Raw genomic sequence first — 26,424 nt, 5'->3', positions numbered from 1 at the left:
GGCCGGACGATGCCGGCATCGGCCCACCGCGAGCTGACGGCTTACTTCTTCGTCACGTCCTTGCGCGCCTTGCTGCCCGTGGCCTCGTTGTACCGTTCCACGTACTCCTCGAACAGCTTGCGGATCGAGCGGCCGATCTTCACGTAGTCCGATTCATTGAGGTTGGCCAGCGACACGCGGCCGGAGGGATGGCGCGTGCCAAAGCCGCGGCCCGGCAGCAGCACCACGCCCGCTTCCTCGGCGAGGCGGAACAGCAGCTCCACCGGCTCGGCGGAGTTGAGCACCCATTTGACGAAGTCCGGGCCGATGGCCTTGCCGCCGAGCTGCTCGATGTCGAGCAGCGTGTAGTAGTCCACGGCATTGGGATCGTCGTTGTCCGGCGCGATGCCGATCTCGCGGTACAGCGCGGCCTTGCGGCTGCGGATCAGGCGTTTCATCGCCGCCTTGTACTCGTCGTGCGTGTCCATCAGCGAGAACAGCGAGAACAGCACCATCTGCACCTGCTGCGGCGTGGACAGGCCGGCCGTGTGGTTCAGCGCCACGGTGCGGCTGTCGGCGACCAGGCGGTCGATGAACTTGAGCTTGTCCGGCTCGGTGGTGATGGAGTTGTAGCGCTTGTGCAGGCCGTCGTGCTGGGGCTTGGGCAGCTTGGCGATCAGCGCGTCGAAGACGTTGTCCTGGTGCGTGGCGATGACGCCAAGGCGCCAGCCGGTCGCGCCGAAGTACTTGGAGAACGAGTACACCAGGATGGTGTTCTTGGGGCACATGGCGAACAGCGAGACGAAGTTGTCGGCAAAGGTGCCATACACATCGTCGGTCAGGATGATCAGGTCGGGACGCTCTTCGACGATGGAGGCCAGGTACTCCAGGCTCTCGTCGCTCATGCGCACCGACGGCGGGTTACTCGGGTTCACCAGGAAGAACGCCTTGACCTTGGGGTCGCGCAGCTTGTCGAGTTCCTTGTTGGAGTACTGCCAGCGCTGGTTCGGGTCCGCGTCGATCGACAGCTCCAGCAGCTCATAGTCGTTGAGCTCCGGGATCTCGATGTATGGCGTGAAGATCGGCATGCCGAGCGCAATCGTATCGCCGGCCTTGAGCAGGTGGTTCTCGCGGAGGGTGTTGAACAGGTACGTCATCGCGGCGGTGCCGCCCTCTACCGCGAACAGGTCGAACTTGCCCGTGAACGGATGATTGCCGATCATCTCCTTGCGGATGTACTGCGCCACGATCTTTTCGGACAGCTTGAGCATGCGGTCCGGCACCGGGTAGTTGCAGGCCAGGATGCCTTCGCACATCTCATAGAGAAAATCGCCCGCGTCCAGGCCGAGCTGGTCGCGCACATAAGACACCGCGCCGGCCAGGAAGGACACGCCTTCGGTGCCGGCATGCTCGCGCGCAAACAGGTCGAAGCGTTCCTCGATGCCCGCGCGGCGCGGGAAGCCGCCCACGCCCTCGGGCATGTACGAGAACGAGCGCTCGGATTCACGCATGGCAAACAGGCCGAGCTGCCAGAAGGCATGGCGCGGCACGGTGGCGAGAAAGTTCGGATTGCCACGCCCGGCATTGAGCATCATGCGGTCGGCGTCGCTGCTGGCGAGCTTGATCAGCTCGTCCTTGAGCTCGAAGGGCGAGAGGTTCGCCAGCTTGGAAAGGTCAGGTTTGGGGTCATGACAGGCTCCAGGGGTAAGGCTTGTTGGGGAGGGCCTAGCCGGCACGGCCGGGTCCGGGAAGGCAAAGAGCGCTTGTGCGCGGGCGGCGGTTGGCTGGCATGCGCGCCGCGCTACACCAGGCCGACCACCAGTGGCCCCAGCAGGGTCAGCAGCACATTGGCCAGTGCGTAAGTGATGGCGAAGGGCACGGTCGGCACCGGGCTTTCCGCCTTGTCCAGGATGCCGCCGAAGGCCGGGTTGGCGCTGCGCGAACCCGACAGCGCGCCGGCCAGCAGCGCGGCGTTGTCGTACTTGAGCACGTAGCGGCCGAACAGCATGGTGAGGAACAACGGCAGCAGCGTCACCACCGCGCCCAGCAGGAAGATGGTCAGCCCGCTTTGCTTGAGCGTGGTCACCGCCTGCAGCCCGGAGTTGATGCCGACGATGGCCACGAAGGCCGCCAGTCCGAAGTCCTTGAGCAACTGGCAGGCCGCCGTCGGCATGGCGCCGTACATCGGGTGCTTGGACCGGGCCCAGCCGAACACCAGGCCGGAGAGCAGCGCGCCACCGCCGGAGCCCAGCGTCAGCGGGATCGAGCCCACGCGCCATACCAGCAGGCCGATCAAGAGCCCCACCAGCACGCCGGCGCCGAAGTAGACGAAGTCCGTCTTCTCGCTCGGCACCAGCTCGTAGCCGGCGGTCTTGGCCGCGCGCGCGGTGTCGGCAGGCGTGCCGTAGAAGGTGAGGATGTCGCCGTGCTGCAGCTTGAGCTCGGGCAGGATCGGCAGCGGATGGTCGTAGCGCTCGATGTGCTCGATATACACGCCGTGCCGCTGGTCGCGCTCCACCATGCCGATGATCTGGGCGATGGACTTGTTGTTCATGTCCTTGTGGGTGAACACCGCGCGGCGCGTCTGCATCACCACGCCCATGCCGTCGGCATCGGCCACTTCCTCGCCGATCACCGTCGCGGTGGGCACCATGGCGTCACGCCGACCCACCATCAGCACCAGGTCGTTGGCCTTGAGCACCAGGTCCTGCTTGACTTCGAGCGGCTTGCCGTCGCGCATTACCTTCTCGACCGTGACGAGATCCTCGCCCTTGGTCTCGATCTCCGCCACGGTCTTGCCGGTGGCGCCGGCCACGCGGAACACGCGCCCCACCAGGCGCGGCAGCGCGCCGCGCTGGCCCGGGCCGAACTGCGGCGTGCCGCCGTGCATGGCGGCCTCGATCTTCTTGGCATCGGTCTTCAGGTCCGACTTCATGAAGCGCGGCAGGATGTTCACGCACACGATGATGGCGCCGAGCGAGCCGAACACATAGGTCACGGCGTAGCCGATCGCCACGTTCGATTGCAGCAGCTTCACCTGGTCGGGCGGCAAGCCGAGCTTGGTAATGGCGTCGCCCGCGGTACCGATGATGGCCGACTGCGTCATGCCGCCGGCGGCCAGGCCCGCGGCCAGCCCCTTGTCGAGATGGAAGAGCTTGGCCAGGATCACCACGGTAGCCAGCCCCACCACCGCCATGAAGACGGCCATGGCGATTTCCCGCAGCGAACTGCGGTTGAGCGAGTTGAAGAACTGCGGCCCGCTCTCGTAGCCCACGGCGTAGATGAACACCGCGAACATCACCGCCTTGACGCCGTTGTCGATCTCCACGCCCACCTGGCTGATGATCACCGCGGCCAGCAGCGATCCTGCCACGCCGCCCAGCTGGAAGCGGCCGAAGCTGATCTTGCCGATGGCGTAGCCTACGGCTAGCGACAGGAATAACGCCGCTTCAGGGGACTTCTGGAAGATGTTGTGCAACCACTCCATAGTTTGCTCCTGCTGCTTGATGAATCGATGAATCGGTGAATCAATGAACTAATGAATCAGGTAAGGGGTGTCGGCAGCGCGCGCTGGGCGGGAACCGATGCCGCCCGCGGGCCGTGCGCGATCAGTGCGCCAGCGCGCCGGCCACGGCGACCGCGATCGGCCCCATCAACGGCAGCAGCACGTTCGAGATGGCATAGGTGATGGTGTAGCCGATCACCGGCGTGCTGTTGCCCGCCGCATTGGTCAGCGCCATGATCGCCGGCGTGCTGCATTGCTGGCCGGCGACCGCGCCAAGCAGGATCGGGGCTTCGATCTTCAGCCACCAGTGGCCGATCAGCAGCGACAACGCGGCCGGCACGATCGAAATCAAGATGCCGGCAACCGGCAGCGCCAGGCCATAGGTCTTCACCAGCTTGATCGCGTCCGGTCCGGCCGACAGGCCCACCGCCGCGATGAACGTGGCCAGCCCGAAATCCTTCAGGATCTCCGCCGCCGGCGACGGCAGCGAGCCCATCAGCGGCACCCGCGCGCGCAGCCAGCCGAAGGCCAGGCCCGCCACCAGGCAGCCGCCACCGGTGCCCAGCGTCAGCTCCGCGCCGCCAACCTTCAGCCTCAGGCTGCCCAGCAACATGCCCAGCAGCACGCCGATGCCGAGAAACACAAAATCCGTCTTGATGGTGGGCACGACCCGATAGCCCAGCTCCGGCACCACCCGTTCCACGGCTTCGGATGGGCCGCTCAGGCTCACCACATCGCCACGCTCGAGCACCGTGTTTGGCAACGGCGGGATTGGCCGCTCCATGCGCCGGATGGCGTCGATGTACACGCCGCGCCCCATGCCCACATCCGCCATGCGGCGCAGCGCGGACAGCGTCTGGCCGCTCGCCTCGCGGCGTGTCAGCAACACGTCCTGCTCGGTTTGCGCCACCAGGTCCATGCTGGCTTCGCCCGCGGCTTCCGGCGCCTCGGGCAGCTCGATGCCCACCGCCTGCATGAAGGGCACCATGGCGTCGCGCCGTCCATACGCCAGCACCACGTCGCCGGCCCGCAGCAATTCGTCGGGCGATGGCTTGAAGGTATGGCCGTCGCGCCGGATACGCCGGATGGTGACGCCCAGCGCCACCGCCTGCTCGGCCGCCAGCACAGTCTGGCCCGCGGCGGTCCGTACCTCGATCACGCGTCCCACCAGGCGCGGCAGCGCGCTGTACTGGCGCTCGCCCATATCGGACTCGCCACCGAGCCGATGCCACAGCGCCGCGGCCGACTCGCGCAGGTTGATGCGCAATAGCAGTGGCGCCAGCTGGCTGGTGAACCCCCGGCCAGCAAGCCCGCCGCGGTGCCCTGGTCCAGGTTCAACACCACCACCGCCAGCGCCATCAGCGCCAGCACCACGGCGACCTCGACGACCGACAGCAGGCCGATGCGCCAGCTGCGCGCCACGTTGGCAAAGAATTGCGGGCCGCCGGTGAAGCCCAGCGCGAAGATAAACAAGGCGAAGAAGACGTTGCGCACATCGGTGTCGATGCGCGCCCCGCTCTGGCCGATCACCAGCGCGGCAATCAGCGTGCCGCAGATGCCGCCGAACTGGAACGGCCCCACCTTGACCGCGCCCACGGCGTGCCCCACGGCCAGCGCCAGGAACAGGGCAATCTCGGGTTGCGTGGCTAACAGGTGGACAATGGTTTCCATGGAGCAGCGGCGGCTGTCAGAGAGGAATCACAGGGTCCACGGGGTGCCGGCGCAACGGGATCGTGGCGCGGGCGTCGGCCCGCGATCCTTCCCTGCGGGCACCGCGCAGATTCGGCGTGGGCCATTATCACTGCCGCCACTTGGCATGCGTGCTGAAAGCTTTTGTTTGTGATTTAAACGGTGTCAATGTGCATTGGGGGTGCGCCGCAAGTGCGGCCGATGGGCCGGCGATTGGCCGGCAATTGGTCGGCGCGCATCGCGCAATCGGGCTGCATCTCTTGGCCTGGATGCATGGTTATGCGCAATGGGCCACTTGATCGGCGGGCATCCGGCGGAAGGCTCTAGCGATGACGCCACCGCGGATTGGACCGGACGCAAGCGCGCCGTCCTAACTGCCCGGGCTGCGCGATGTCCGCTATGACGCCCGCGCCTTCCTGCATGCCCCGCTGGCGCGCCCCCGCATCTACCATACGAAGGTGTTCCACGCTCGCTCAGCCGGAGCCGCTCTCCAACACGGAAGGACTGCGGTACCGAGGCGCAGAGGCACAGAAACCGGAGGCCACCATGCAAGCCAATCAACTCCCCGCGATTCGCCGCATCAATATCGCGTTGCAAGGGGGCGGCACGCACGGGGCATTCAGCTGGGGCGTGCTGGACCGGCTGCTGGAGGACAAGCGCATCGGGATCGATGGCATCAGCGGCACCAGCGCCGGCGCGGTCAATGCCACCGTGCTCGCCTATGGCCTCGCAAGCGGCGGGCCGGAAGGCGCGCGCCAGGCGCTCGAGACGTGCTGGCGCAAGGTCTCGGACTGCGCGAAATTGAGCCCCTTGCAACCCACCTGGCTGGACAAGCTGATGGGCGGCGGCCATATGGAGATGTCGCCGGCTTGGATGATGTTCGACCATCTCACGCGCTTCTATTCGCCTTACCAGCTGAACCCGTGCAACCTCAACCCGCTGCAGAACATCCTGGATGAGACCATCGATTTCGAGGTGTTGCGGCACAGCAAGAGCGTCAAGCTGTTCCTGTGCGCGACCAATGTGCTGCGCGGGCGCATCCGCGTGTTCAGCACGGCCGAGGTCTGCGCCAAGGCCGTGATGGCCTCGGCCTGCCTGCCAGCGCTGTTCCAGGCCGTGGAGATCGACGGCGAGTACTACTGGGACGGCGGCTACATGGGCAATCCGCCGATCTATCCGTTGATCTATGAGACCGACAGCCGCGATGTGCTGATCATCCGCCTCAACCCGATCCACATTCCCCAGGTGCCGACCTCGGCACGCGAAATCCTGGACCGGATCAACACGCTCAGCTTCAACTCCTCGTTGATGCGCGAGATGCGCGCCATCGAGTTCATCACCCGGCTGATCGATGAAGGCGCGCTCGACCCGGCGCACTACCGCCGCATGCTGATCCACAGCATCGATGCCGAAGCCGAGATGGCGCGGCTGGGCGCGGCCAGCAAGTTCAACGCGGACTGGGCCTTCCTGCGCGGCATGTTCACACTCGGGCGCGAGCGGGCCGACGCCTGGCTCGCGGCAAACTTCGACGCACTCGGCCAGCGCTCCTCGATCGATATCGCTGAAACATTCCTTTGAGCGTTCAGCCGCGTACTACCATCAGTGCAGGGCGCCATGCGAGGCGCGCAGCGAGCAAACAGGTTGAGACGCATATGGACCGGGAATCGATACCTGCGCAGTCCCACTCAGACGGCGCCGTGCTGTTCGCTGATGTCAGCAGCAGCACAAAGCTGTATGAGAAGGCCGGCAACGCGGCTGCCTTCGGCGCCATCGGGCAGTGCCTTGCCCTGATGAAATCCTGTTCGTCGGCGCAGCAAGGCCGGGTCGTGAAGACGATCGGGGACGAAGTGATGGTGTTGTTCCCGTCCGCCGAAAATGCCATGCTGGCTGCACTCGATATGCAAGTGGCGATTACCGAACTGCCGCCGGTATCCGGCCTGCCCATGGCGATCCATATCGGCTTTCACCACGGCCCGATCTTGAGCGATGCATCGGGCGATGTGTTCGGCGACACGGTGAACCTTGCCGCGCGCCTCGCCAAGCTCGCATCGCAGGGGCAGATCATCACCAGCAAGGACGCCGTGGCGCATTTGCCGGCAAGCCTGCGCCAGGTGATGCGCTATCTCTACCCGATTCAGGTGCGCGGCAAGGAAGCGCCCGTGGAATTGTTCGAAGCGATATGGCAGCAGAACGCCGACATGACCGTTCTCGCCGACACAAGCCAGCGCGCGATCCGAGCCGCTGCGCTAACGCTGCGCTACCGGGAAACGGAGGTCCGCATGAACGGCGCCTCGCCGCCGGTCACGATCGGGCGCGACGCCGCGATGACGATCGTCGTCGCGGATCCGCAGACATCGCGGTTCCACGCCACGGTCGAGTTCCGCGCGGGCAAATACATGCTGATCGACCGAAGCTCGAATGGCACCCATGTTGCCATCGACGGCGACGACGAAATCATCCTGCGCCGTGACGAAGTCGCGCTCAGAGGGCACGGCTGGATTACGTTCGGGCAGTCGATGGCCGGCGTGGGGGAGCGGATCGAGTTTTTTCCGGCTTAGTTTCCAAGCACGGTACGGCTCGGAAACGCGTGACGAAGCGAGGGATACCCCTGTCTAGGCAGGCTTGCTGTGCTCGGCAGCGTGCATCGCCAGGTAAGCTTTGAGGTTTTCGTCGCTTATGCCTAAGGTGCGCAAGATTTCGGCCATGAAGCTGACCGGGGCGGTACCGGGAGCGGTGACGACGCGCTGATCGGCAACCGCATAAGGGACATCCTGATAGTAGGCGGCTCCACCATAGTTCAGTTCCGCCAGGTTTTCCGCCGAATTGGAAGTATGCCGGAGGTGATCGAGCACGCCCGATTGCGCCAACACACGGGTACCGTCGCAGATGCCAGCGACGATGATGTTCCTTTCATGGGCCGCGGCAACCAGGGCTGCGATATTTGGGGCCTGATCGGTCCGCCAGATGGTGCCGCCACATACGATCAGCAGGTCAAGCGCATCGAGCTGGATGGCTTCGAGCGCCAAGTGCGGGGAGACCACCATGCCCCCGGAGGAGGTGACCGGGGAACCGCTGGGGGTGGCAAAGCGCGTATCGAAGCCGTAGTAAGCACGGCCAGCGGAATTGATCAGGGCGGTTTCCCAATCGGAAAAGTTCTCGGTAAGAATAGTAATGGCACGTGTCATTGGAGTGTCCTTCTCTATGCTGCTGATCAATGCCTGGGGAATCGTCCTTCCCGCAGGAGCCCAAAGAGTAATGGACGTGACTGTCAGTTCCTGTCAGTAGTGTTTGGCTACTGCGACGCAGCCGAAGCCCTGTACGAAAAGGCACTCGAGCTTGGTCCACGGGGCTTCAATTTGTGCCTGCTCACAGGACGTCAGGTGCAACGCAATGGCGCTGGAGAGGCGGCAGGACCGTGAACGCTGGCCGAGGCTAGGCAAGATGGGAGGGCGCGTTTCCCGATTGGCGCTACGAATCGGAAGGCGTATGGAACGGGTGGTATGTGTTTCCGAAGCCCGCCTGCGGAAAAATTGCGGGAAAAACCGGATGCTTGGTGTTTGTAGCGGCGTGCCGAGAATCGAGTCGGGGTGAGGAAAACCCCCTTTAATTTCAAGGCATTACTGAAGATGGTGCCCGGGGTCGGACTCGAACCGACACGCCTTGCGGCGGGGGATTTTGAGTCCCCTGCGTCTACCTGTTTCACCACCCGGGCTGAGTGGGTGCTGGCGGATTTGCCGGGAGTCCGGCGTGCCAGCACGGTGCTGAGCCGGGAATTATGCCGCAAATCCTGCCAGGCCACAACTGGCCCAATCGCGCCCCATCCGAGGCCATGGTGCGTCCGGGCGATGGGGACGGTATCCGGGAAGTTGTCGATATCTGGCGCTGCGCGAACTCGCTAGCATGATCGCAGCCGTGGCGGCTGCCCGGTTTCTCCCATCCACCCTGGAGCCACATGTCCACCCAGCCCTCCCTCGCCAGCCTTGCGCAGCTGCCGTCGCAGGATCCCGCCTTCTATGCCCGCGAATACAACAACCGGGCCAACGTACCGGACAACGCCGTCCACATGGCCCACTGGGCGGCATTGTCGCGCCAGGTGCGCCAGCGCGCCGGCTGGCTGGAGGACCTGAGCTATGCCGGCGCCGAGCCCGGCCCGCACGCGGCGGACGAGCAACTCGATTACTTCCCGGCCGAGCCGGGCGCCGCCGATGGCCCGCCGCCGCTGCTGGTGTTCCTCCACGGCGGCTACTGGCGCGCACTGGACAAGCGCGACCACAGCCTGGTGGCCAATGCGCTGCCGCACTGCGGCGTGTCGGTGGCGGTGATCAATTACTCGCTGTGCCCGGCGGTGACAGTGCCGACCATCGTGCTGCAGGCTGTGCGCAGCGTGGCCTGGCTGTACCGGGAGTCCGGCCGGCTCGGTCACGACAGATTGCGCATCTTCGTGGGCGGGCATTCCGTCGGCGGTCACATGGCCGCGATGATGCTCACCACGCTATGGCCGCGCGTAGGCGGCGATCTGCCGGCGGACCTGGTCAAGGGCGTGGTCTCGGTCAGCGGCCTGCATGACCTGGAACCGCTGCGCCGGGCGGACTTCCTGCAGGTTGACCTGAAGCTGTCGGCGGCGGATGTCGACCGGCTCTCGCCGGCCTTCCTGCCGCCGGCCACGGATGCGCCGCTGGTCACCGCGGTGGGCGGGCTGGAGCCGGGCGAATACCACCGGCAGACCGAGCTGCTGCGCGCGGGCTGGCCCGCCAACGCGCAGGCACCGGGTGCGGCGCATGTGCCGATGCCCGGCAGGCACCATTTTAACGTGATGAATGATTTTGCCGAGAGGGACAGCCCGTTGCTGCTGGCCGTGCGGCGGATGATGGGGGTGGCTTAGCGGCCCCCCTGCCGGCGACTCAGCCCTCCAGCACCCGCAGCAGCGACGACGTATCGTCCTTGCCCCAGCCCTTTTCCATCAGCGTGCCGAGCTGGCGCGAGGTGGCTTGCATGGCCGGCAGCTCCAGCCCGAGCTGGCGCGCGATCTCGGCGGCCAGGCCGAAGTCCTTGTCGTGCAGACGCGCTTCGATGCCGGGGGCAAAGTCGTGGGCGACCATCTTCGGCCCCATCATGTCGAGCATGCGGCTGCCGGCCATGCCGGTGGCCATGGCTTGCAGCACGCGGCCGCTGTCTACCTGCTGCGCCTGCGCGAAGCGCATGGCTTCGGCAATGCCTTCGATATTGACCACCTGCGCGATCTGGTTGCACAGCTTGGCGACTTGCCCCGCGCCGTGATCGCCGATGTGGGTGATGGTCTTGCCGAGCAGCCCGAGCAGCGGCCGCACACGCTCGAGCATCTCGGCCTTGCCGCCCACCATGATGGTGAGGCTGGCGGCCTCGGCGCCCACGGTGCCGCCGGAGACGGGACAGTCCAGCGCTTCGATGCCGCGCTCGGCCAGCCGCGCGGCGATCTCGCGGGTGACGATGGGCGAGATGGTGCTGTGGTCGATGCAGATGGTGCCCGGCGCCGCGCCTTCGATCACGCCGTGCTCGCCCAGCAGCACGGCCTGCACGTCTTCCGATGACGTGACGTTGGTAAACACCACCGAGGCGCCGTGGGCGGCTTGCGCGGGCGTGGCGCAGGGCACGGCGCCAAGCGCGCGGGCCGCGTCGGCGGCCTCGGGGCGGCGTACATAGGCGCGCACGGCGTGGCCGCCGGCGAGCAGGTGGCGCACCATCGGCGTGCCCATCGCGCCAAGGCCGATAAAGCCAATCGTCGTCTTGCTCATCTCGAATATCCTTGCATGTCCTTACTTGTCTGACGCGTAGGCAAACTTGCCGCCGCGGATCACACCCATCACGCGCGAGCGTTGGTCAAAGCCCTGATGGTCCTTCGCGCTCAGGTTCATCACGCCGTTGGGAATGGTCAGGCTGGTGGTCGTCTCCAGCGCATCGCGCATGGCGTGGCGGAACTCGCGCGTGCCCGGCTGCGCGCCGCTCGTGCCGGCACGGCGCGCGGCATCGTCGAGCAGCATCCACGCGCCCCAGGCATCGCCGGCGAATTGCGTGATGCTGTCCGCGCCGTACTTCGCTTCATAGCGCGTCACAAAATCCATCGCCACCTTCTTCACCGGATGGCTGTCCGGCAGTTGGCGCGCCACCACCACCGGCCCGGTCGGGAACAGCGTGCCTTCCACATCCTTGCCGCCAACCCGCAGGAAATCCCAGGTGGCGATGCCGTGGGTCTGATACACCTTGCCCTTGTAGCCGCGCTCGGCCAGCGTCTTCTGCGGCAATACCGACGGCGTGCCCGCGCCGGCAATCAGGATGGCGTCCGGGGTGGCCGCCATCAGCTTGAGTACCTGCCCGGTCACCGACGTATCGTTGCGCGAGAAACGCTCGTTGGCCACTACCTTGAGCTTGCGCACCTCCGCCAGCTTGGAGAACTCGCGCCACCAGCTCTCGCCGTAAGCATCGTTGAAGCCGATGAAGCCGACCGTCTTGATGCCATGGTTGCTCATGTACTCGGTCAGGACCGTAGCCATGTGCGAATCGTTTTGCGGCATCTTGAACGCCCAGCGCCGCTTGGGGTCCGACTGCGGCTCGATGATGGCGGCCGATGCCGCCAGCGCCACCATCGGCGTCTCGCCTTCCGCAACGGCATCCAGCGCGGCGATGGCGGTGGGCGTGATGTTGGGGCCCACCACCACGTCCACCTTCTCCTCGGAGATCAGCTTGCGCACGTTGCGCACGGCCGCGGCCGGGTCGGAGCCATCGTCCAGGATCACGTACTGCGCGCGCTGGCCGCCCAGGGTCTGCGGCCACATCATGATGGTGTTCTTGGACGGGATGCCGATCGAGGCGGCCGGGCCGGTGGTGGAGACGTCGATGCCCACGCGGATGTCGGCGTGGGCGGGCAGGGCGGCGAACGATGCGAGCAGAAGGGCGGCGGACAGCAGGGTGGCGCGGTTGAGCGGGTGGGGCACGGGCAATCTCCTCTGTGTTTTTGCGTTTCTTGTTTTTTGTGTTGTTGGCCTGGCGCATCCCCTCCCGGAATTCGCCGCCACCATGCATCGGCAATTGTAGATCGGCGGCGGCTAGCTACCGCTCTCGCCGCGCCGATACGTTCCCGGCGCACTGCCGGTCCACGCCTTGAACGCGCGCTGGAATGCCGCGCTGTCAGTAAATCCCAGTTCCTGTGCCAGCGCGGCCAGGGGCACCGTGGAGGTGTTCAGCCGGACGATCGCGATATCGCGGCGCAGCTCGTCCTTCAGCGCCTGGAACGAGGTGCCTTCCGTGGCCAGGCGGCGTTGCAGCGTGGAGGTCGACATATGCAGCGCGTCGGCGGTCGCGGCAAGGTCGGGCCAGGCGGGTTGCGTGAGCTGCAGGTGGCCGCGCACGCGCGCGCTGGTCATCTCTTCGCGGCGGCGCGGCATGATGACATTGGCCTGCGCCTGGGCCAGGAAGTCCCGCAACGCGGCCTCGTCCCGGCGCACCGGGCTCTCGAGCCGGGCGGCGTCGAACCAGATGGCCGAGCGCGCCTGCCCGAAATTCAGCTGCGCGGGAAAGACCTTGCCATAGCTGCCCACATGCGGCGGGCATTCGAAGGCAAAGTCAAAGCGCGCGGCCGGCAGTTGCCCGCCGGCCAGCCAGGCCAGCAGGCGCCAGAACACGCGCAACAGCATCTCGTCCAGGAAGCCTGGCCGTGCCGGCGCGGTGTGGGTGAAGTGCAGGGCCAGGCCGGCCAGGTCCGCCTCGCGCACCGGCACCAGCTCAACGTCGTCCTGCACCAGCTGGAAGGTGCGCGCAATGCGCCGGATGGCCGTCTCCAGGTCGCGCGCGCCGAGCGCCGAGCGGGCCGTCAGGGCGAAGCTGCCAGGCTTGAGCGGGCGCGACAGCAAGCCCAGGCCCTCGTCGCCGAGGCGGTCGATCAGCGAGCGGAACAGTGCGATGTACTGGGCCGCGGTGACGCGCGCGCCAGCTTCCCGGAGCAGGTCGGGCGCGATGCCGGCGTCGGCCAGGTACACGTCGCAGGACTGGCCGCGGGCCCGCACCCCGGCCAGCATGCCGTGCACTAAGGCGATCGAGATGGTGACCGGGGGAGGCGGCATGGATCGGGCGGGCGTGGTGGATTGAGGTCTTCTGCCATGCATTCGGGGCGATGCGCAATTGCACGCTCAGCCGCGCGTTTCTACCATGGGCAGCACAAACAATACAAGACGCCAACGCTTTCGCGAAACGCGACGGAGACACCCATGTACCTCACGCAAGCCCTGCATCGTGCAGTGCAACAACACCCGGAGCGCATCGCGGTGCGCTATGGCGAGCGCCAGCGCAGCTTCCGCCAGCTGGCCGAGCGCGTGGCGCGCCTGGCTGGCGGCTTGCGCAAGCTGGGCATGCAAAGCGGCGACCGCGTTGCCATGCTGTCGCTGAACTCTGACCGCTTCCTTGAGTACCAGATGGCGGTGCCCTGGGCCGGCGGCGTGCTGAACCCCTGCAACACCCGCTGGTCGGCGGCGGAGATCCTGTACTCGCTGGACGACTCGGGCTCGACCATCCTGCTGGTCGACGAGACGTTCCGTGCGCTCGCGGTGCAGCTTCGCCGCGACGCCGCCACGCTGCGCGAACTGATCTACTGCGGCGACGGCGAAGTGCCTTCCGGCATGCACGGCTACGAGGCGCTGCTGGCCAATGCCGCGCCAGTACCCGATGCCGTGCGGCGCGACGAGGACCTCGCCGGCATCTTCTATACGGGCGGCACCACGGGATTTCCCAAGGGGGTCATGCTGAGCCACGCCAACCTGTGTGCCTCTGGCCTGGCACTGCGCGCGGAGGGACTGGCCACGCCAGGCGGCACCTACCTGCACGCCGCGCCGATGTTCCACCTGGCCGACATGGGGCTGGCGATGCCGCAATGGATGGAGGGCAACACGCACGCGATCATCCCGGCGTTCAACCCCGAGCTGGTGCTCGATACGCTGGAGCGTGACCGCGTGACCCATATGCTGCTGGTGCCGACCATGATCCAGATGATGGTCGATCACCCGGCGATGAAAAAGCCGCGCGACCTGAGCGCACTGCAGGCCATCATCTATGGTGCCTCGCCGATCTCCGAAGCGGTGCTGGAGCGCGCCATGGCCGCGCTGCCGGGCGTTGGCTTCGTGCAGGCCTACGGCATGACGGAGCTGTCGCCGCTGGCGACCATCAACCCCGCCTGGTATCACACCGCCGAGGGGCGCGCGCAAGGCAAGCTGCGCGCCGCCGGCCGCGCCAGCTACACCTCCGAAGTCCGCATCGTCGACGGCGAAGGCTGCGAAGTACCGCGCGGCACCGTGGGCGAGGTGGCGGTGCGCGGGCCCACCGTGATGCAAGGCTACTGGAACAAGCCGGCAGAGAATGCCGCTGCCGTGCGCGACGGCTGGATGCACACCGGCGATGGCGGCTACATGGATGAGGACGGTTTCATCTTCATTGTCGACCGCCTGAAGGACATGATCGTCAGCGGCGGCGAGAACGTGTATTCCGCCGAGGTGGAGAACGCGCTTGCCCAGCATCCCGCCGTGGTCGCCAGCGCCGTGATCGGCGTCCCGAGCGCCGAGTGGGGCGAGGCCGTGCACGCCGTGGTGGTGGGCAGGCCGGGCACGTCCGCCACGGCTGGCGAACTCATCGACCACTGCAAGACGCTGATCGCGGGCTACAAATGCCCGCGCAGCGTGGAGTTCCGCGACGCGCTGCCGTTGTCCGGCGCCGGCAAGATCCTCAAGATCGAACTGCGCAAGCCCTTCTGGGAAGGGCAGCAGCGGCAGGTGAGCTGATTCATCCATACGCAATACGACAAGGAGTAGCCATGACCTCATCCGTGATCGTTGCCGGCGCCGGCATGATTCCATTCACCAAGCCAGGAGCGAGCGAGCCCTATCCCCAGATGGCGGCCAAGGCCGTGCGGGCCGCGCTGGCCGATGCCGGCGTCGAGTACGCCAGCGTGCAGCAGGCCTACGCCGGCTACGTCTACGGCGACTCCACCGCAGGCCAGCGCGGGCTGTACGAAGTCGGCATGACCGGCATCCCGGTGGTCAACGTCAACAACAATTGCTCGACCGGCTCTACCGCCCTGTACCTGGCCCGCCAGGCGGTGGCCAGCGGCATGGCCGATTGCGTGCTGGCGTTCGGCTTCGAGCAGATGATGCCGGGCGCGCTGGGCTCGGTGTTCAACGACCGCCCCAGCCCCTTCGAGCGCTTCGACGCGCTGGCGGCCGAGCTGACCGACGTCGAGCTGCCGCTCGCATTGCGCTACTTTGGCGGCGCGGGCCTCGCGCATATGCGGGAGTTCGGCACCAAGCTCGAGACCTTCGCCAAGATACGCGCCAAGGCCAGCCGCCACGCTGCCAACAATCCGCTGGCGCTGTTTCGCAACGTGGTGACCGAGGCCGAGGTGATGGCCGCGCCGATGCTCTGGCCCGGCGTGATGACCCGGCTGATGGCTTGCCCGCCGACCTGCGGCGCGGCAGCGGCGATCCTGGTTTCCGAGGCGTTCGCGAAGAAGCACGGCCTTGACACGACGGTACGCATCCGCGCCCAGGCCATGACCACCGATACGCCCGACAGCTTCGGCACGCGCGATATGCGAGACGTGGTCGGCTTCGGCATGACGCGCAGCGCCGCCCGGCAGGTGTACGAGGCCGCGGGCGTCGGACCGGAGGATATCGGCGTCGTGGAACTGCACGACTGCTTTGCCCATAACGAGCTGATCAGCTACGAGGCGCTTGGCCTGTGCCCCATCGGTGGCGCGGAGAAGTTCGTGGTCGATGGCGACAACACCTATGGCGGCAAGGTGGTCACCAATCCCTCCGGCGGCTTGTTGTCGAAGGGCCACCCGCTCGGCGCCACGGGCCTGGCGCAATGCACGGAACTGGTCGGGCAACTGCGCGGGCGCGCCGGTGGGCGGCAGGTGGACGGCGCCCGGCTGGCGCTGCAGCACAACCTGGGCCTGGGCGGCGCCTGCGTCGTCACCCTGTACGAGCGAGTCTGATCATGGTCGACAAGAAATGGATCGGCTTTGAGATCGGCAGCTCGGTGCTGCCGGTCGAACGCGGCCGGCTGAAGTTCTTCGCCAAGGCCATCGGCGAGACCAACCCGGTCTACCTCGACGAGTCCGCCGCGCGCGACGCGGGCTATGCCGACCTGCCGGCGCCGCCCACCTTCCTGTTCACCGCCGAGCTCGATTCGGGCGCGATGTTCGGCCTGCTCGACCGGCTTGGCGTGCCGATCCAGAACGTGCTGCACGGCGAGCAGAGCTTCGAGTATCTCGGCCCCATCGTGGCAGGCGATACGATGACGGTCACCTCCCGGATCAAGGACATCTACGACAAGAAAGGCGGCGCGCTCGAATTCATCGAGACCGAATCGCAAGTGGCGAACCAGCGCGGCGAGCCCGTGGCCAGGCTGCGGTCGCTGACCGTGGTGCGCAACTGAAGGAGCGGACATGACGGACATGACGGACATGACGGAGTTGACATCCCCTGGCTTTGATTCGGTGCAGGTCGGCGACACACTACCCCCACTGACGCTGCCCCCGGTGGACCGCCGCACGCTCGCGCTGTTTGCCGGCGCCTCCGGCGATCATCACCCGATCCACATCGACCTCGACTTCGCGCGCCGCGCCGGCATGCCGGACGTATTCGCGCACGGCATGCTGGGCATGGCCTGGCTGGGCCGGCTGTTGACCGGCTGGGCGCCGCAAGCCCGCTTGCGCCGCTTCGATGTGCGCTTCCAGGGCATCACGCACCTGGGCAACGTGATCCACTGCGGCGGCCGCGTGCTCGAGAAGCTCGACGTCAACGGCGAGCGTTGCGTGCGCATCGAGGTGCAGAGCGCCAACCAGTTCGGACAAACCAAGATCGTGGGCGAAGCGCTGGTCGCGCTGCCCTGAACCTGACTGCAGGAGACACACCCATGACGCGCAAACTCGAAGGCAAGATCGCCCTCATCACCGGCTCGGGCCGTGGCATTGGCCGCGCGATCGCGCTCAAGCTGGCTAGCGAAGGCGCCCGCATCGTCGTCAACGATCTCGATGCCGAACCGGCCGAGGAAGTGGTACAGGCCATCCGCGCTGCCGGTGGCGAGGCGCTGGCCTGCGTTGGCAGCGTGAGCGCACCGGACTTTGCCGAGCGCTTTATCGGCACCGCCGTCAATGCGTACCAGGGCCTGGACATCATCGTCAACAACGCGGGCTACACCTGGGACAACGTCATCCAGAAGATGACCGACGAGCAGTGGTACGCCATGCTCGACTGCCACCTCACGGCGCCATTCCGCATCCTGCGCGCCGCGCAGCCGGTGCTGCGCGGGCTGGTCAAGGCCGAAGCCGAGGCCGGCCAGCGCGTGGTGCGCAAGGTGATCAACACGTCCTCGGTGGCCGGCCTGTTCGGCAATGCCGGCCAGGCGAACTATGCCACCGCCAAGGCCGGCATCGTGGGCATGACGCAGACGCTGGCCAAGGAATGGGGCCGCATGAACGTCACCGTCAACTGCGTGGCCTATGGCCTGATCAAGACCCGGCTGACGGGCAGCACCGCGGACCATGCCACCGCCAATATCGAAGGCCGGGAGATCAAGGTCGGCGTCAACCCGGACCTGATGGCCGCGATGGAGAGAGGCATTCCGCTCGGGCGCGGCGGCACCCCCGACGAGGCGGCCGGCGCCGTGTACATGTTCTGCATCCCGGAGTCGGACTATGTAAGCGGCCAGACGCTGATGTGCAGCGGCGGCCTGACGGGGATCTGAGCCATGCTGCCGCAACCGTACCGCCATCAATGGATGGATGCAGACATCGAAGCCTTCCGCGAGCAGGTGCGCCGCTACGTCGCCGGTGAGCTGGCGCCGCACCTGGACGGCTGGCGCCGCCAGGGCTATATCCCGCGCGAGGTCTGGGGCCCCTTCGGGGAAATGGGCTTCCTGCTGCCTGAACTGGATGAGGCCTATGGCGGCGCGGGTGCCAGCCTGGCCTACCAGTGCGTGGTGCAGGATGAGCTGGCCAAGGCCGAGGTGCCCGCCAACACCGCCGTGCACACCATCGCCGCGCACTACATCCTGGACTACGGCACCGAAGCGCAGAATCAGCGCTGGGTGCCCAGGCTCGCCAGCGGCGACATGCTGGCCGGCATCGCGCTCACCGAACCCGGCTGCGGCTCCGACCTTCAGGCGCTAGGCAGCCGTGCCCGGCGCGAGGGCGGCGACTACGTGATCGACGGCGCCAAGACCTTCATCACCAACGGCTTTACCGCCAACCTGCTGGTGGTGGCGGTGCGTACCGGCGAAGCCGGCAGCCGGGGCGTGTCGCTGGTGGTGCTGGAGACGGAGAACCTGGCGGGCTTCCGGGTAGGGCGGCGGCTGGAGAAGCTGGGCCAGCATGCATCGGACACCGCCGAGCTGTCCTTCGACGGCGTGCGGGTGCCGGCAGATTGCCTGCTGGGCGGGGTGGAGGGCAGGGGCTTTGCCCAACTGATGAGCCAGCTCCCGTACGAACGGATGCTGCTTGCCGTGCCCGCCGCCGCCGTGATCGAGCGCGCGGTGGCGCTGACGCTCGACTACACACAGCAGCGCAAGGCCTTTGGCCAGTCGCTGTACGATTTCCAGAACACGCGCTTCAAGCTCGCCGAGTGCGCCACGCTGGCGCACGTGGTGCGCAGCTTCGTCAACGACTGCATCCAGCGCCTGCTCGACGGCACGCTGGACGACACAGCGGCCTACATGGCCAAGTGGTGGTGCACCGAGCAGCAGGGCAAGGTCACCGACGAATGCCTGCAGCTGTTCGGTGGCTATGGCTACATGATGGAGTACCCGATCGCACGCCTGTATGCCGACGCGCGCGTACAGCGCATCTACGGCGGCGCCAACGAGATCATGAAGGAACTTATCGCGCGCAAGCTCGCGGCATGATGCCAAGGATCGATCTCAAGCATCTCACGCAAGGATGGAGGAACCCATGCAGCAATCGGAAGGGGTGAGCTGGGGCGTGGCCGGCCATATCGGCCGCATCACGTTGAGCCGGCCTGAGCGCGCGAATTCGCTCACGCTCGCGGCGAGCCGGGCGCTGGTGCGCGCCATCGGCGAAGTCCTGGAAAGCAAGCCGCGCGTGGTGCTGCTGGCGGCGCAAGGGCGCATCTTCTGCGCCGGCGGCAGTATCGACGAGTTCGTCGCTGCGGGGACGGCGCTGGACACGCTGGTGGACGACATCCTCACCCCGCTGCACCCCGCGCTGTACCGGCTGGCCACGGCGCCGATGCCGGTAGTGGCGGCGCTCAGCGGGCCGGTGGCCGGCGCGGGCATCGGCTGCTCGGCGCAGCATCGGCAGCGCTGCGCACCGGCTACGCCGCGATCGGCCTGTCGCCGGATGCCGGTGCTTCGTATTTCCTGGCCCGGCGCGTCGGCGCGTTACGGGCGCAGCAGTGGCTGATGCTCGGCGAGACCATCGACGCGCAGCGCTGCCTGGCGCATGGCGTCATCGATGCCTTGCACCCGGACGCCGAACTGGCCGATGCTGCCGAGGCACTGGTGGCGCGGCTGGCTAGCGCGGCCAGCGGCTCGCTGGCCGCGATCAAGCGTCTGTGCAGCGGGCTGCCGGCGCGCGGGTTGCAGGCGCATCTGGCGCTGGAGCACCAGTTGCTCGCGGCTTGCGCGAGCAGTGGCGATGCGCGGGAAGGCGTGCGTGCGTTCGTCGAGAAGAGGCCGCCGCGGTTCACGCAGGGCGAGGCGCCCCACTAGCCCACTAGCCCACCGGCTTCTTTGCGGTCCGCCCTGGTGGCCTCACGCCGCCACGCTCTGCCACAGCAGCGCGCCGTTCAGGAAGAGGATGGCGCCCGCGCTCAGCCACGCCAGCGCCAGCGGCAGGCCGCGTACGCGCCACGCGCCCATGAGGTCGGCGCGGGAGGCGAACCCGATCAGCGGCAGCACGGCAAGGGGCAGGCTCACGCTGAGCACGACCTGGCTGGCCACCAGCAGTTCCGCCGAGCCATGCTGGCCGAAGATGCCGACCGCAACCAGGGCCGGCACGATCGCCAGGGCGCGCGTCAGCAGCGCGCGGCGCGCGCGCGACATGCGCAGGTTGAGAAAGCCCTCCATCACCGCCTGCCCGGCGAGCGTGCCGGTGAGCGTGGAGTTGAGGCCGCACGCGAGCAGCGCAGCGGCGAACAGCAGGCTGGCCCATCGGGAATGCAGCAGCGGGTCGAGCAAGCGGTGCGCGTCGGCCAGGTCCGATACGTCGGTCATGCCGCTGGCGTGGAACACGGCCGCCGCCACGATCAGCAGCGCGGCATTGATCAGGAAGGCGAAGGTGAGCGAGCCGAGGGTGTCCATGCCGACGCCGCGCAGCGCCCGCACCAGCGCCGGCGCGGCGGCGGGCGAGGGCGGCTGTCCATGCACTGCGCCAGGGCTGTACTTGCGCACCAGGGAAGAGTGCAGGTAAAGGTTGTGCGGCATGACGGTAGCGCCCACGATGCCGGCGGCGAGCCACAGCATGCCCGCATCGCGCACCAGCTCCGGCGTGGGGGCGAAGCCGCCAGCCACCGCCGCCCAGTCGGGCTGCGCCATCGCCAGCTGCGCGACGAAGCACAGCGCCACCAGCAGGATCAGCGTGCCCACCAGCGCTTCCAGCGTGCGCCGTCCTTCGCGGTGCACGGCCAGCATGGCCACGGTGGCTGCCGCCGAGATCAGCACGCCGACCCACAGGTTCACGTGCAGCAGCAGTTGCAGCGCCACGGCGCAGCCGACCACCTCGGCCACGTCGCAGGCGATGATGGCGATCTCGCTGCCCACCCACAGGGTGAGCACGACGGGCCGGGAGAAACGCTCCCGGCTGAGCTGCGCCAGGTCGCGCCCGGTGACCACACCGACGCGCGCGGCAATCCACTGCAGCAGCATGGCAACGAGACTGGACGCGGCAATGACCGCCAGCAGGCTGTAGCCGTACTTGGCGCCGCCGGAGATGGCCGTGGCCCAGTTGCCGGGATCCATGTAACCGACCGCGACCAGGGTACCGGCGCCCAGGTAGGCCAGGCGCGGCACTGCCGGCGGGGCGAGCCGCGGGCTGGCGGGCAGGGTGAGGGGATCGCGGGTCGGCGGCATGGCTGGCGTGTGCGTGATGTAGACGGCGTTCGGTGTTGGGTGTTCGGTGTTCGGCGGTCGATGCTTGATTGTTGTCACTGCGAGGCGATACAGCCAATTGTAAATGCAAATCACTCGCATTTAAAAGGACTATATGGCTACGTGGAAACCCGACGCCGATGGATTATTTGTGGCGAAAAATGCGCGCCGGCTTAAGGCGACATTTAAGGCGAGATGTTGCTCGCGCACTTCATCGACGGCGTTGCGCCAAGTTGCGCATGGCAGGCGAGCTGCAGGGATATAGAGTGATCCAGGCAAGCAACGAGAGTCCGTCATGGAAACCCATCCCAGCCACTACGATTTCCCGACCACCGTGGAGCGCCTGCTCGCGGCATTCAAAGACAAGGGCATGACGATCTTCGCGCGGATCGACCATGCCGAGGCGGCACGCAACGCCGGGCTGGCGATGCCGCCGACGCAGGTGCTGATCTATGGCAACCCCAAGGGGGGGACGCCGTTGATGCTCGCGGCACCCAGCGTTGCGCTGGATTTGCCCCTGCGTGTACTGGTGCGCAATGACGGCCAGGGCAGCACCTGGGTGAGCTTCCACACTGCCGCGGAACTGGAAAGCGCTCACCCGTTGCCGGCCGGCAGCGCCGCGCCGCTGGTCGTGGCGCAGCGGCTGATTCTTGACACGGTGGGCGCGCAAGGCGCCCCGGGGTGATTTATCCGGCCAGGCCCTTGTTCGGGTTGATCAGGTACTTCTCCCCGGTTGCACGCTTGTTGTAGACGGCGATCACGGCCAGGTCCAGCACCTCGGCCAGCGAGATCTCTTTCGAGTAGTGGCTGGCAAAGGTGGTCTTCAGCTCCGCCACCACGCGCTGCTTGAGCGCGTTGGCCCGCTCGCGCCCGATCTTCTGCAGGAACGGGAACAGCAGCCAGCCGCCCATGCCCCACGCCATGCCGAAGCCACGGTTGAACTCGGTCGGGCTGATGTCCAGGCCGCCGTAGAGGTAGACCTGCTTGTGGGTGGCCGAGCCATAGCGGCTGTATTCGCGGGCCGTCTTGTTCAAGGCCGCCTCCATGCAGGTGAGGATCTGGCCGCCGAGCTTGCCGCCGCCCGTGGCGTCGAACGCGATCGTGGCGCCAGTGGCGACAAGCGCCTCGGTGAGGTCCTGCATGAACGTGGGCGACGTAGCGTTGCAGACGTGGACCGCGCCTTGTGCCTTGAGCAGGTCCGCCTGCTCTTGCTTGCGCACGATGTTCACCAGCTTGATGCCATCCTTGAGGCAGATCTGGTTGAGCATCTGCCCCAGGTTGGAGGCCGCGGCGGTGTGCACCAGCGCGCTGTGGCCTTCGCTTCGCATGGTCTCGACCATGCCCAGCGCGGTGAGCGGGTTGACGAATGACGACGCGCCATCGGCGGGCGTGGCGCCTTCGGGCAGGACCAGGCACTGGTCCGCGGGAACGCAGCGGTATTGCGAGTACATCGCGCCGCCGATGGCCGCCACGGTCTTGCCCATCAACGCTTGCGCCGCAGGGGACGAGCCAGCCTCGACGACCACGCCCGCGCCCTCATTGCCAACCGGCATGGAAGCATCGAGGCGGCCTGCCATGCTGCGCATCGCGGCTTCCGGGACGCGCGCGCTGACCACCGGGCGCTCCGCCGTGCCGCTGGCCTTGGCCGTGCTCATGTCGGCCGCACCGAACAGCAGGCCGAGATCGGACGGGTTGAGGGGAGAGGCTTCGATGCGGATGAGCACTTCATCCGGGCCGGGGCGCGGCGTGTCGATGCTGTCCAGCGACAGCTCGAGTTCACCGCTGCTTTTGATCAGCGAACGAAGTTGAAGTGCGGTGTGCATTTGATGTCTCCTTGGTAAGTCGGTTTGCGGTGAGCGGGACGGCCGCGTGAGGCCGTTTTCGCCAGCAGTCAGCAATGTAGCAAGTTCTTGTGAAACCCGTACTGGAGCGGAAATCCAGGTCATGCGCGGACCGACAGGCCATCATGCATCGCACTGATAGAGGTGGACAGGAATGTCCTCGTCCCCGCGATTCCCCTCCTTGACACCCTGAACCTTTCAACCTAGAGTTCGCCTGCAGATCTAGATAAGAGACCATCTGTAAGATGGTCTCTTCCTGCGTGCAGATTGCTCGGCCTCTTACAGAAATAAAACAAGGAGACCGCTGTGCAATCCACGATCAAGATCCGTGGCATCGATGATGTCATCTCGTTTATTGATTCCTGCCCAGGCATAAAAGGTAGAGCCGGCCTTATCTGGTGGCTCGCGCTGGGCGGCTTGTTCCTAGACGCATTTTCCAATTCCGCATTGAGCGCCGGGCTCGGGCCCATGACGCGGAACCTGCAGCTTGCCGCTTCGCAAGTTGCGCTGCTGACGTCGTTTGCTTCATGGGTCGCGATCGCCTTCAATCCCATCGGTGGATGGATGGCGGACCGGTGGGGCCGCATCCGCCCGCTGATACTCGCGAAATTCCTCGCGGTGATCGGCGCGCTGCTGGTGGTGTTCGCGCCAGGATTCGAGGTGATTCTCGTCGGCCGCTTCTTTGTCGGGGCGGCTTACGGCATCGACTTTGCCATCGCCATGGCGGTGCTCGCGGAGTTCACGCCGGTCAAGCTCAAGAGCCGCCTCAATACCTGGCAGGGCATGTGGTACACGGCGGTCTGCAGCAACCTGCTGCTGGCGCTGCTGTTCCATTCCTGGCAGGTGGGCGATGCCATCTGGCGTTACTCCGTGGCCGCTACCGCCGTGTTCGGGCTTGGCATCCTGGTGCTGCAGCTTGCCTTCCTGGTGGAGAGCCCGATCTGGCTGGCGCGCAAGGAGCGGCTGGCCGATGCGGCCAAGGCGATGACGCGGATCTATGGCCGGCCCTTTGTCGCCGCGCCGGTGGGGGAGCGCCTGCCGGTATTGAACCAGGCAAAGCGCGGCCTGGCCAATGTGCTGCTGATCTTTCGCGGCGTGTACCTGCCGCGCACCATCCTTGCGGCGACAGTGCAGATCGGGCAGTCCATCCAGTATTTCGCGGTGGGGTGGTACCTGCCGCTGATCAGCGCGGCATTGTTCGGCAAGGACTTTGTCTACGCCACGGTGGGCGCGCTGGTCTTCAACGTCTTCGGCATCTTCGGTGGCTTCATGTCGCCGCTGATCGGGCGCAAGCTGGGCTTGCGGCGCGCTTCCGCCTTTGGCTTCGCCGCGGTCTTCGTCATGCTGCTGATCCTCGGCCTGTTCAACGGCAAGATGCCGATCTGGGTGGCGGTGATCGTGCCGTCGCTGTTCATCCTGTTTCACTCGGGCGGCCCTGGCGCCAACGGCAAGAGTCTTTCGTCGCTGTCGTTCCGTAGTGAGCTGCGCGCCGGGGCCAACGGCATCATCGGTGCGCTGGGCTCTACCGGCGCGGCGCTTGGCCTGCTGATCTTCCCGATCTTCCGGGAAAAGTACGGCCTGGAAACCACCTTCCTGATCCTCTCGATCGTGCCGCTGACGGCCAGCATCATCTGCCTGGCGATCAAGTGGGACCCGACGCGCACCACCATCAATCCTGACAATGAAGCCGATGCCCCGCAATTCAGCGGCGACGAGACGCCGGCCCCGGCGTTCCTCAACCCGGCGATAGAAAAATCCCAACGATGAAGACCAACAGGAACGTCATACTCGCCATCGACGAAGGCACGTCCGGCACGCGGGCGGCCGTGGTTGCCGCCGACGGCCATGTCTCATGCCTCGAGTACACCACGCTGCAGGTGGACGCGCCCCGGCCCGGCGTGGTGGAGCAGGATGCCAACGCGATCCTGGAGAAGACCATTGCTGTCTGCCGCGCCACCATCGCACGCGCGCGGCAAGCGCAGTTGCGCATCGTTGCGCTGGGCATTGCCACGCAGCGCGCCACCGCGGTGCTGTGGGATACCCGCAGCGGGCGGGCGATCGTGCCCGCCATGGTCTGGCAGGACACGCGCTATGCCGGCGAGCTCAGCGCGCTGGCGCCCGCCTGGGACAAGACATTGATCGAGCAGGTCGGGCGTCCGGTCGGCGTGCGCTCTCCCTACCTCTGGGCCGCGCGCCATCTGCGGGACACGCCCGAGGTGGCCGAGGCGTTTCGCATGGGCAGCCTGGCGTTCGGCACCATCGACACCTGGCTGCTCTGGCATCTGTCCACCGAGCGCGCCTGCGTGACCACGCCGACCAACGTCACCTCCGCCAGCGCCTACGTGCTGGCCGGGCACCGCTATCACCTCGGCTGGCTCGACGCGCTGGAATTCCCGCACACGCTGCTGCCCGCGCTGCGCCAGGATGCCGACGATTTCGGGCGCACGCGCGCCGAGCTGCTGGGCATCGACGTGCCGATCCTCGCTTGCGCGGGCGACCAGCTTGCCGGCGCCGCCGGGCTCGGGTGCCTGGAGCGCGGGCAATCGATGTGCGTGCACGGCACCGGCAGCTTCGTGGACCTGGTGATCGGGCCGGAGCCACCGGCCAAGGCCGGCCTGTACGACGGCACCCTGACCATGACCGCGCGCCGGCAGTTTGATATCTCGCATCTTTCCGTCGAGACCTTCGTCGCCACCACCGGCTCCGCGCTGAACTGGGTTTGCGAGAAGCTGCGCTGGTTCGAGAGCGCCAGGCAGATCAGCGCGCTGGCCGCTACCGTCGACTCCGCGCGCGGCGTGACCTTCCTGCCCGCGCTCACCGGGCTGCGCGTGCCGCAGATGCAGCCCGAAGCGCGCGCGTCACTGACAGGCGTCTCGATCGCAAGCACGCAGGCCGAGGTGGCCTACGCCATCCTGGAAGGCATCGCGCATGCGGTCTCGTCCTGCATGGAGGCCAACGAGGAAGTCGCCGGCGTGCCTGTGTCCGAACTCATCGTGGGCGGCGGTCTCTCCGGCAGCGACGCGCTGCTGCAGATCCAGGCGGACCTGACCGGCATGCCGATCCGGCGCATGCGCGAGACCGATCGCGCCAGCTTGCGCGGCATCGCCTTCTTCGCGGGCTCGTCCGGGCTGCTGTGGGACTCGCTGCAAGACGCCCGCGCCACCAACGAGACCGATGCCGTGTTCGAGCCACGCCTTGGCGCCGACCAGCGTGGCGAGCGCCGCGCGCTCTGGCACGCACGGGTAGCGTCCGAGCTGCGCCACGCGCAGACCTTCAATCACCACTGAC

The 26,424-nt window shown here is 66.8% G+C and carries 24 protein-coding genes and 1 tRNA gene; 14 read left to right on the top strand and 11 right to left on the bottom strand.

Features of this window, described 5'->3' with window-relative positions; all coding sequences use genetic code 11:
* Positions 1-41: 41 nt before the first annotated feature.
* The 4 genes from OR16_RS11990 to OR16_RS47685 all read right to left on the bottom strand — a co-directional run bounded on the left by OR16_RS11990 (position 42) and on the right by OR16_RS47685 (position 5,155).
* Complete coding sequence (locus tag OR16_RS11990) at positions 42-1,643, bottom strand: bifunctional aspartate transaminase/aspartate 4-decarboxylase (protein WP_043419425.1); 1,602 nt, start codon at positions 1,641-1,643, stop codon at positions 42-44.
* Positions 1,644-1,780: 137 nt separating this feature from the next.
* Positions 1,781-3,466, bottom strand: a complete 1,686-nt coding sequence (aspT, locus tag OR16_RS11985; protein ID WP_006158227.1) for an aspartate-alanine antiporter — start codon at positions 3,464-3,466, stop codon at positions 1,781-1,783.
* A 121-nt stretch (positions 3,467-3,587) separates the two neighbouring features.
* Positions 3,588-4,751 (bottom strand): TrkA C-terminal domain-containing protein, encoded by a 1,164-nt coding sequence (locus tag OR16_RS11980; protein WP_337459831.1) that lies wholly within the window; start codon positions 4,749-4,751, stop codon positions 3,588-3,590.
* The gene (locus OR16_RS47685; RefSeq protein WP_337459830.1) at positions 4,640-5,155 is read right to left on the bottom strand and encodes a hypothetical protein; all 516 of its coding nucleotides are present in this window, start codon (positions 5,153-5,155) and stop codon (positions 4,640-4,642) included. The genes OR16_RS11980 and OR16_RS47685 overlap by 112 nt, the downstream gene beginning before the upstream one ends.
* A gap of 564 nt (positions 5,156-5,719) precedes the next feature.
* Here OR16_RS47685 and OR16_RS11975 point away from each other — a divergent pair.
* Both OR16_RS11975 and OR16_RS11970 read left to right on the top strand, forming a co-directional pair.
* Entirely contained in the window at positions 5,720-6,751 is a 1,032-nt protein-coding gene (locus OR16_RS11975) for a patatin-like phospholipase family protein (RefSeq protein WP_006158226.1), read from the top strand.
* 74 nt (positions 6,752-6,825) lie between these two features.
* A complete protein-coding gene (locus tag OR16_RS11970) occupies positions 6,826-7,731 on the top strand; it encodes an adenylate/guanylate cyclase domain-containing protein (protein WP_006158225.1) in 906 nt (301 codons plus the stop codon).
* Between the two features lie 54 nt (positions 7,732-7,785).
* On the opposite strand, the gene OR16_RS11965 is transcribed toward OR16_RS11970, so the two are convergent.
* Both OR16_RS11965 and OR16_RS11960 read right to left on the bottom strand, forming a co-directional pair.
* A complete protein-coding gene (locus OR16_RS11965) occupies positions 7,786-8,358 on the bottom strand; it encodes a type 1 glutamine amidotransferase family protein (RefSeq protein ID WP_006158224.1) in 573 nt (190 codons plus the stop codon).
* 442 nt (positions 8,359-8,800) lie between these two features.
* Positions 8,801-8,885 (bottom strand) — tRNA-Leu (locus OR16_RS11960).
* A 240-nt stretch (positions 8,886-9,125) separates the two neighbouring features.
* Between OR16_RS11960 and OR16_RS11955 the strand changes: the two genes are divergently transcribed.
* Positions 9,126-10,055 carry an alpha/beta hydrolase gene (locus OR16_RS11955; protein ID WP_006158223.1) on the top strand — a complete coding sequence of 310 codons (930 nt, stop codon included), beginning with the start codon at positions 9,126-9,128 and terminating at the stop codon, positions 10,053-10,055.
* A 19-nt stretch (positions 10,056-10,074) separates the two neighbouring features.
* Here OR16_RS11955 and OR16_RS11950 read toward each other — a convergent pair whose 3' ends face one another.
* The 3 genes from OR16_RS11950 to OR16_RS11940 all read right to left on the bottom strand — a co-directional run bounded on the left by OR16_RS11950 (position 10,075) and on the right by OR16_RS11940 (position 13,266).
* Positions 10,075-10,944 carry an NAD(P)-dependent oxidoreductase gene (locus tag OR16_RS11950; RefSeq protein WP_006158222.1) on the bottom strand — a complete coding sequence of 290 codons (870 nt, stop codon included), beginning with the start codon at positions 10,942-10,944 and terminating at the stop codon, positions 10,075-10,077.
* 21 nt (positions 10,945-10,965) lie between these two features.
* On the bottom strand, positions 10,966-12,141 hold the full coding sequence (locus tag OR16_RS11945; RefSeq protein ID WP_006158221.1) for an ABC transporter substrate-binding protein: 1,176 nt from the start codon (positions 12,139-12,141) through the stop codon (positions 10,966-10,968).
* Between the two features lie 111 nt (positions 12,142-12,252).
* Positions 12,253-13,266 carry an AraC family transcriptional regulator gene (locus tag OR16_RS11940; protein ID WP_006158220.1) on the bottom strand — a complete coding sequence of 338 codons (1,014 nt, stop codon included), beginning with the start codon at positions 13,264-13,266 and terminating at the stop codon, positions 12,253-12,255.
* Between the two features lie 144 nt (positions 13,267-13,410).
* On the opposite strand from OR16_RS11940, the gene OR16_RS11935 reads away from it, so the two are divergent.
* The 8 genes from OR16_RS11935 to OR16_RS47675 are packed head-to-tail and all read left to right on the top strand — an operon-like array spanning position 13,411 to position 19,918.
* Entirely contained in the window at positions 13,411-14,970 is a 1,560-nt protein-coding gene (locus OR16_RS11935; RefSeq protein WP_006158219.1) for an acyl-CoA synthetase, read from the top strand.
* Between the two features lie 32 nt (positions 14,971-15,002).
* Positions 15,003-16,184 carry a lipid-transfer protein gene (locus OR16_RS11930; protein WP_006158218.1) on the top strand — a complete coding sequence of 394 codons (1,182 nt, stop codon included), beginning with the start codon at positions 15,003-15,005 and terminating at the stop codon, positions 16,182-16,184.
* Between the two features lie 2 nt (positions 16,185-16,186).
* Positions 16,187-16,627 (top strand): MaoC family dehydratase N-terminal domain-containing protein, encoded by a 441-nt coding sequence (locus tag OR16_RS11925; RefSeq protein ID WP_006158217.1) that lies wholly within the window; start codon positions 16,187-16,189, stop codon positions 16,625-16,627.
* A 10-nt stretch (positions 16,628-16,637) separates the two neighbouring features.
* Positions 16,638-17,084: a MaoC family dehydratase gene (locus OR16_RS11920; RefSeq protein WP_006158216.1), complete on the top strand. Its 447-nt coding sequence runs from the start codon at positions 16,638-16,640 to the stop codon at positions 17,082-17,084.
* A 23-nt stretch (positions 17,085-17,107) separates the two neighbouring features.
* Positions 17,108-17,938 (top strand): SDR family NAD(P)-dependent oxidoreductase, encoded by an 831-nt coding sequence (locus OR16_RS11915; protein ID WP_006158215.1) that lies wholly within the window; start codon positions 17,108-17,110, stop codon positions 17,936-17,938.
* A gap of 3 nt (positions 17,939-17,941) precedes the next feature.
* A complete protein-coding gene (locus OR16_RS11910; RefSeq protein WP_006158214.1) occupies positions 17,942-19,093 on the top strand; it encodes an acyl-CoA dehydrogenase family protein in 1,152 nt (383 codons plus the stop codon).
* Positions 19,094-19,139: 46 nt separating this feature from the next.
* On the top strand, positions 19,140-19,610 hold the full coding sequence (locus OR16_RS47680; RefSeq protein ID WP_337459829.1) for an enoyl-CoA hydratase/isomerase family protein: 471 nt from the start codon (positions 19,140-19,142) through the stop codon (positions 19,608-19,610).
* Positions 19,511-19,918 (top strand): enoyl-CoA hydratase/isomerase family protein, encoded by a 408-nt coding sequence (locus OR16_RS47675; RefSeq protein ID WP_337459832.1) that lies wholly within the window; start codon positions 19,511-19,513, stop codon positions 19,916-19,918. The genes OR16_RS47680 and OR16_RS47675 overlap by 100 nt, the downstream gene beginning before the upstream one ends.
* 42 nt (positions 19,919-19,960) lie before the next feature.
* On the opposite strand, the gene OR16_RS11900 is transcribed toward OR16_RS47675, so the two are convergent.
* A complete protein-coding gene (locus tag OR16_RS11900) occupies positions 19,961-21,277 on the bottom strand; it encodes an Nramp family divalent metal transporter (RefSeq protein WP_006158213.1) in 1,317 nt (438 codons plus the stop codon).
* Positions 21,278-21,590: 313 nt separating this feature from the next.
* On the opposite strand from OR16_RS11900, the gene OR16_RS11895 reads away from it, so the two are divergent.
* Entirely contained in the window at positions 21,591-21,980 is a 390-nt protein-coding gene (locus OR16_RS11895; RefSeq protein ID WP_006158212.1) for a DUF302 domain-containing protein, read from the top strand.
* 1 nt (position 21,981) lies between these two features.
* Here the strand turns inward: OR16_RS11895 and OR16_RS11890 are convergent, their stop codons facing one another.
* Positions 21,982-23,118 (bottom strand): zinc-binding dehydrogenase, encoded by a 1,137-nt coding sequence (locus OR16_RS11890; RefSeq protein ID WP_006158211.1) that lies wholly within the window; start codon positions 23,116-23,118, stop codon positions 21,982-21,984.
* 324 nt (positions 23,119-23,442) lie between these two features.
* On the opposite strand from OR16_RS11890, the gene OR16_RS11885 reads away from it, so the two are divergent.
* Both OR16_RS11885 and OR16_RS11880 read left to right on the top strand, forming a co-directional pair.
* The gene (locus tag OR16_RS11885; protein ID WP_006158210.1) at positions 23,443-24,903 is read left to right on the top strand and encodes an MFS transporter; all 1,461 of its coding nucleotides are present in this window, start codon (positions 23,443-23,445) and stop codon (positions 24,901-24,903) included.
* Entirely contained in the window at positions 24,900-26,423 is a 1,524-nt protein-coding gene (locus OR16_RS11880; RefSeq protein ID WP_006158209.1) for an FGGY family carbohydrate kinase, read from the top strand. The genes OR16_RS11885 and OR16_RS11880 overlap by 4 nt, the downstream gene beginning before the upstream one ends.
* Position 26,424: the final 1 nt, after the last annotated feature.

The sequence above is a fragment of the Cupriavidus basilensis OR16 genome, from assembly GCF_000243095.1.
Lineage (GTDB): Bacteria > Pseudomonadota > Gammaproteobacteria > Burkholderiales > Burkholderiaceae > Cupriavidus > Cupriavidus basilensis_D.
The sequence above is the reverse complement of the archived record's forward strand: the minus strand, read 5'-3'. Positions and strand labels throughout refer to the sequence as shown.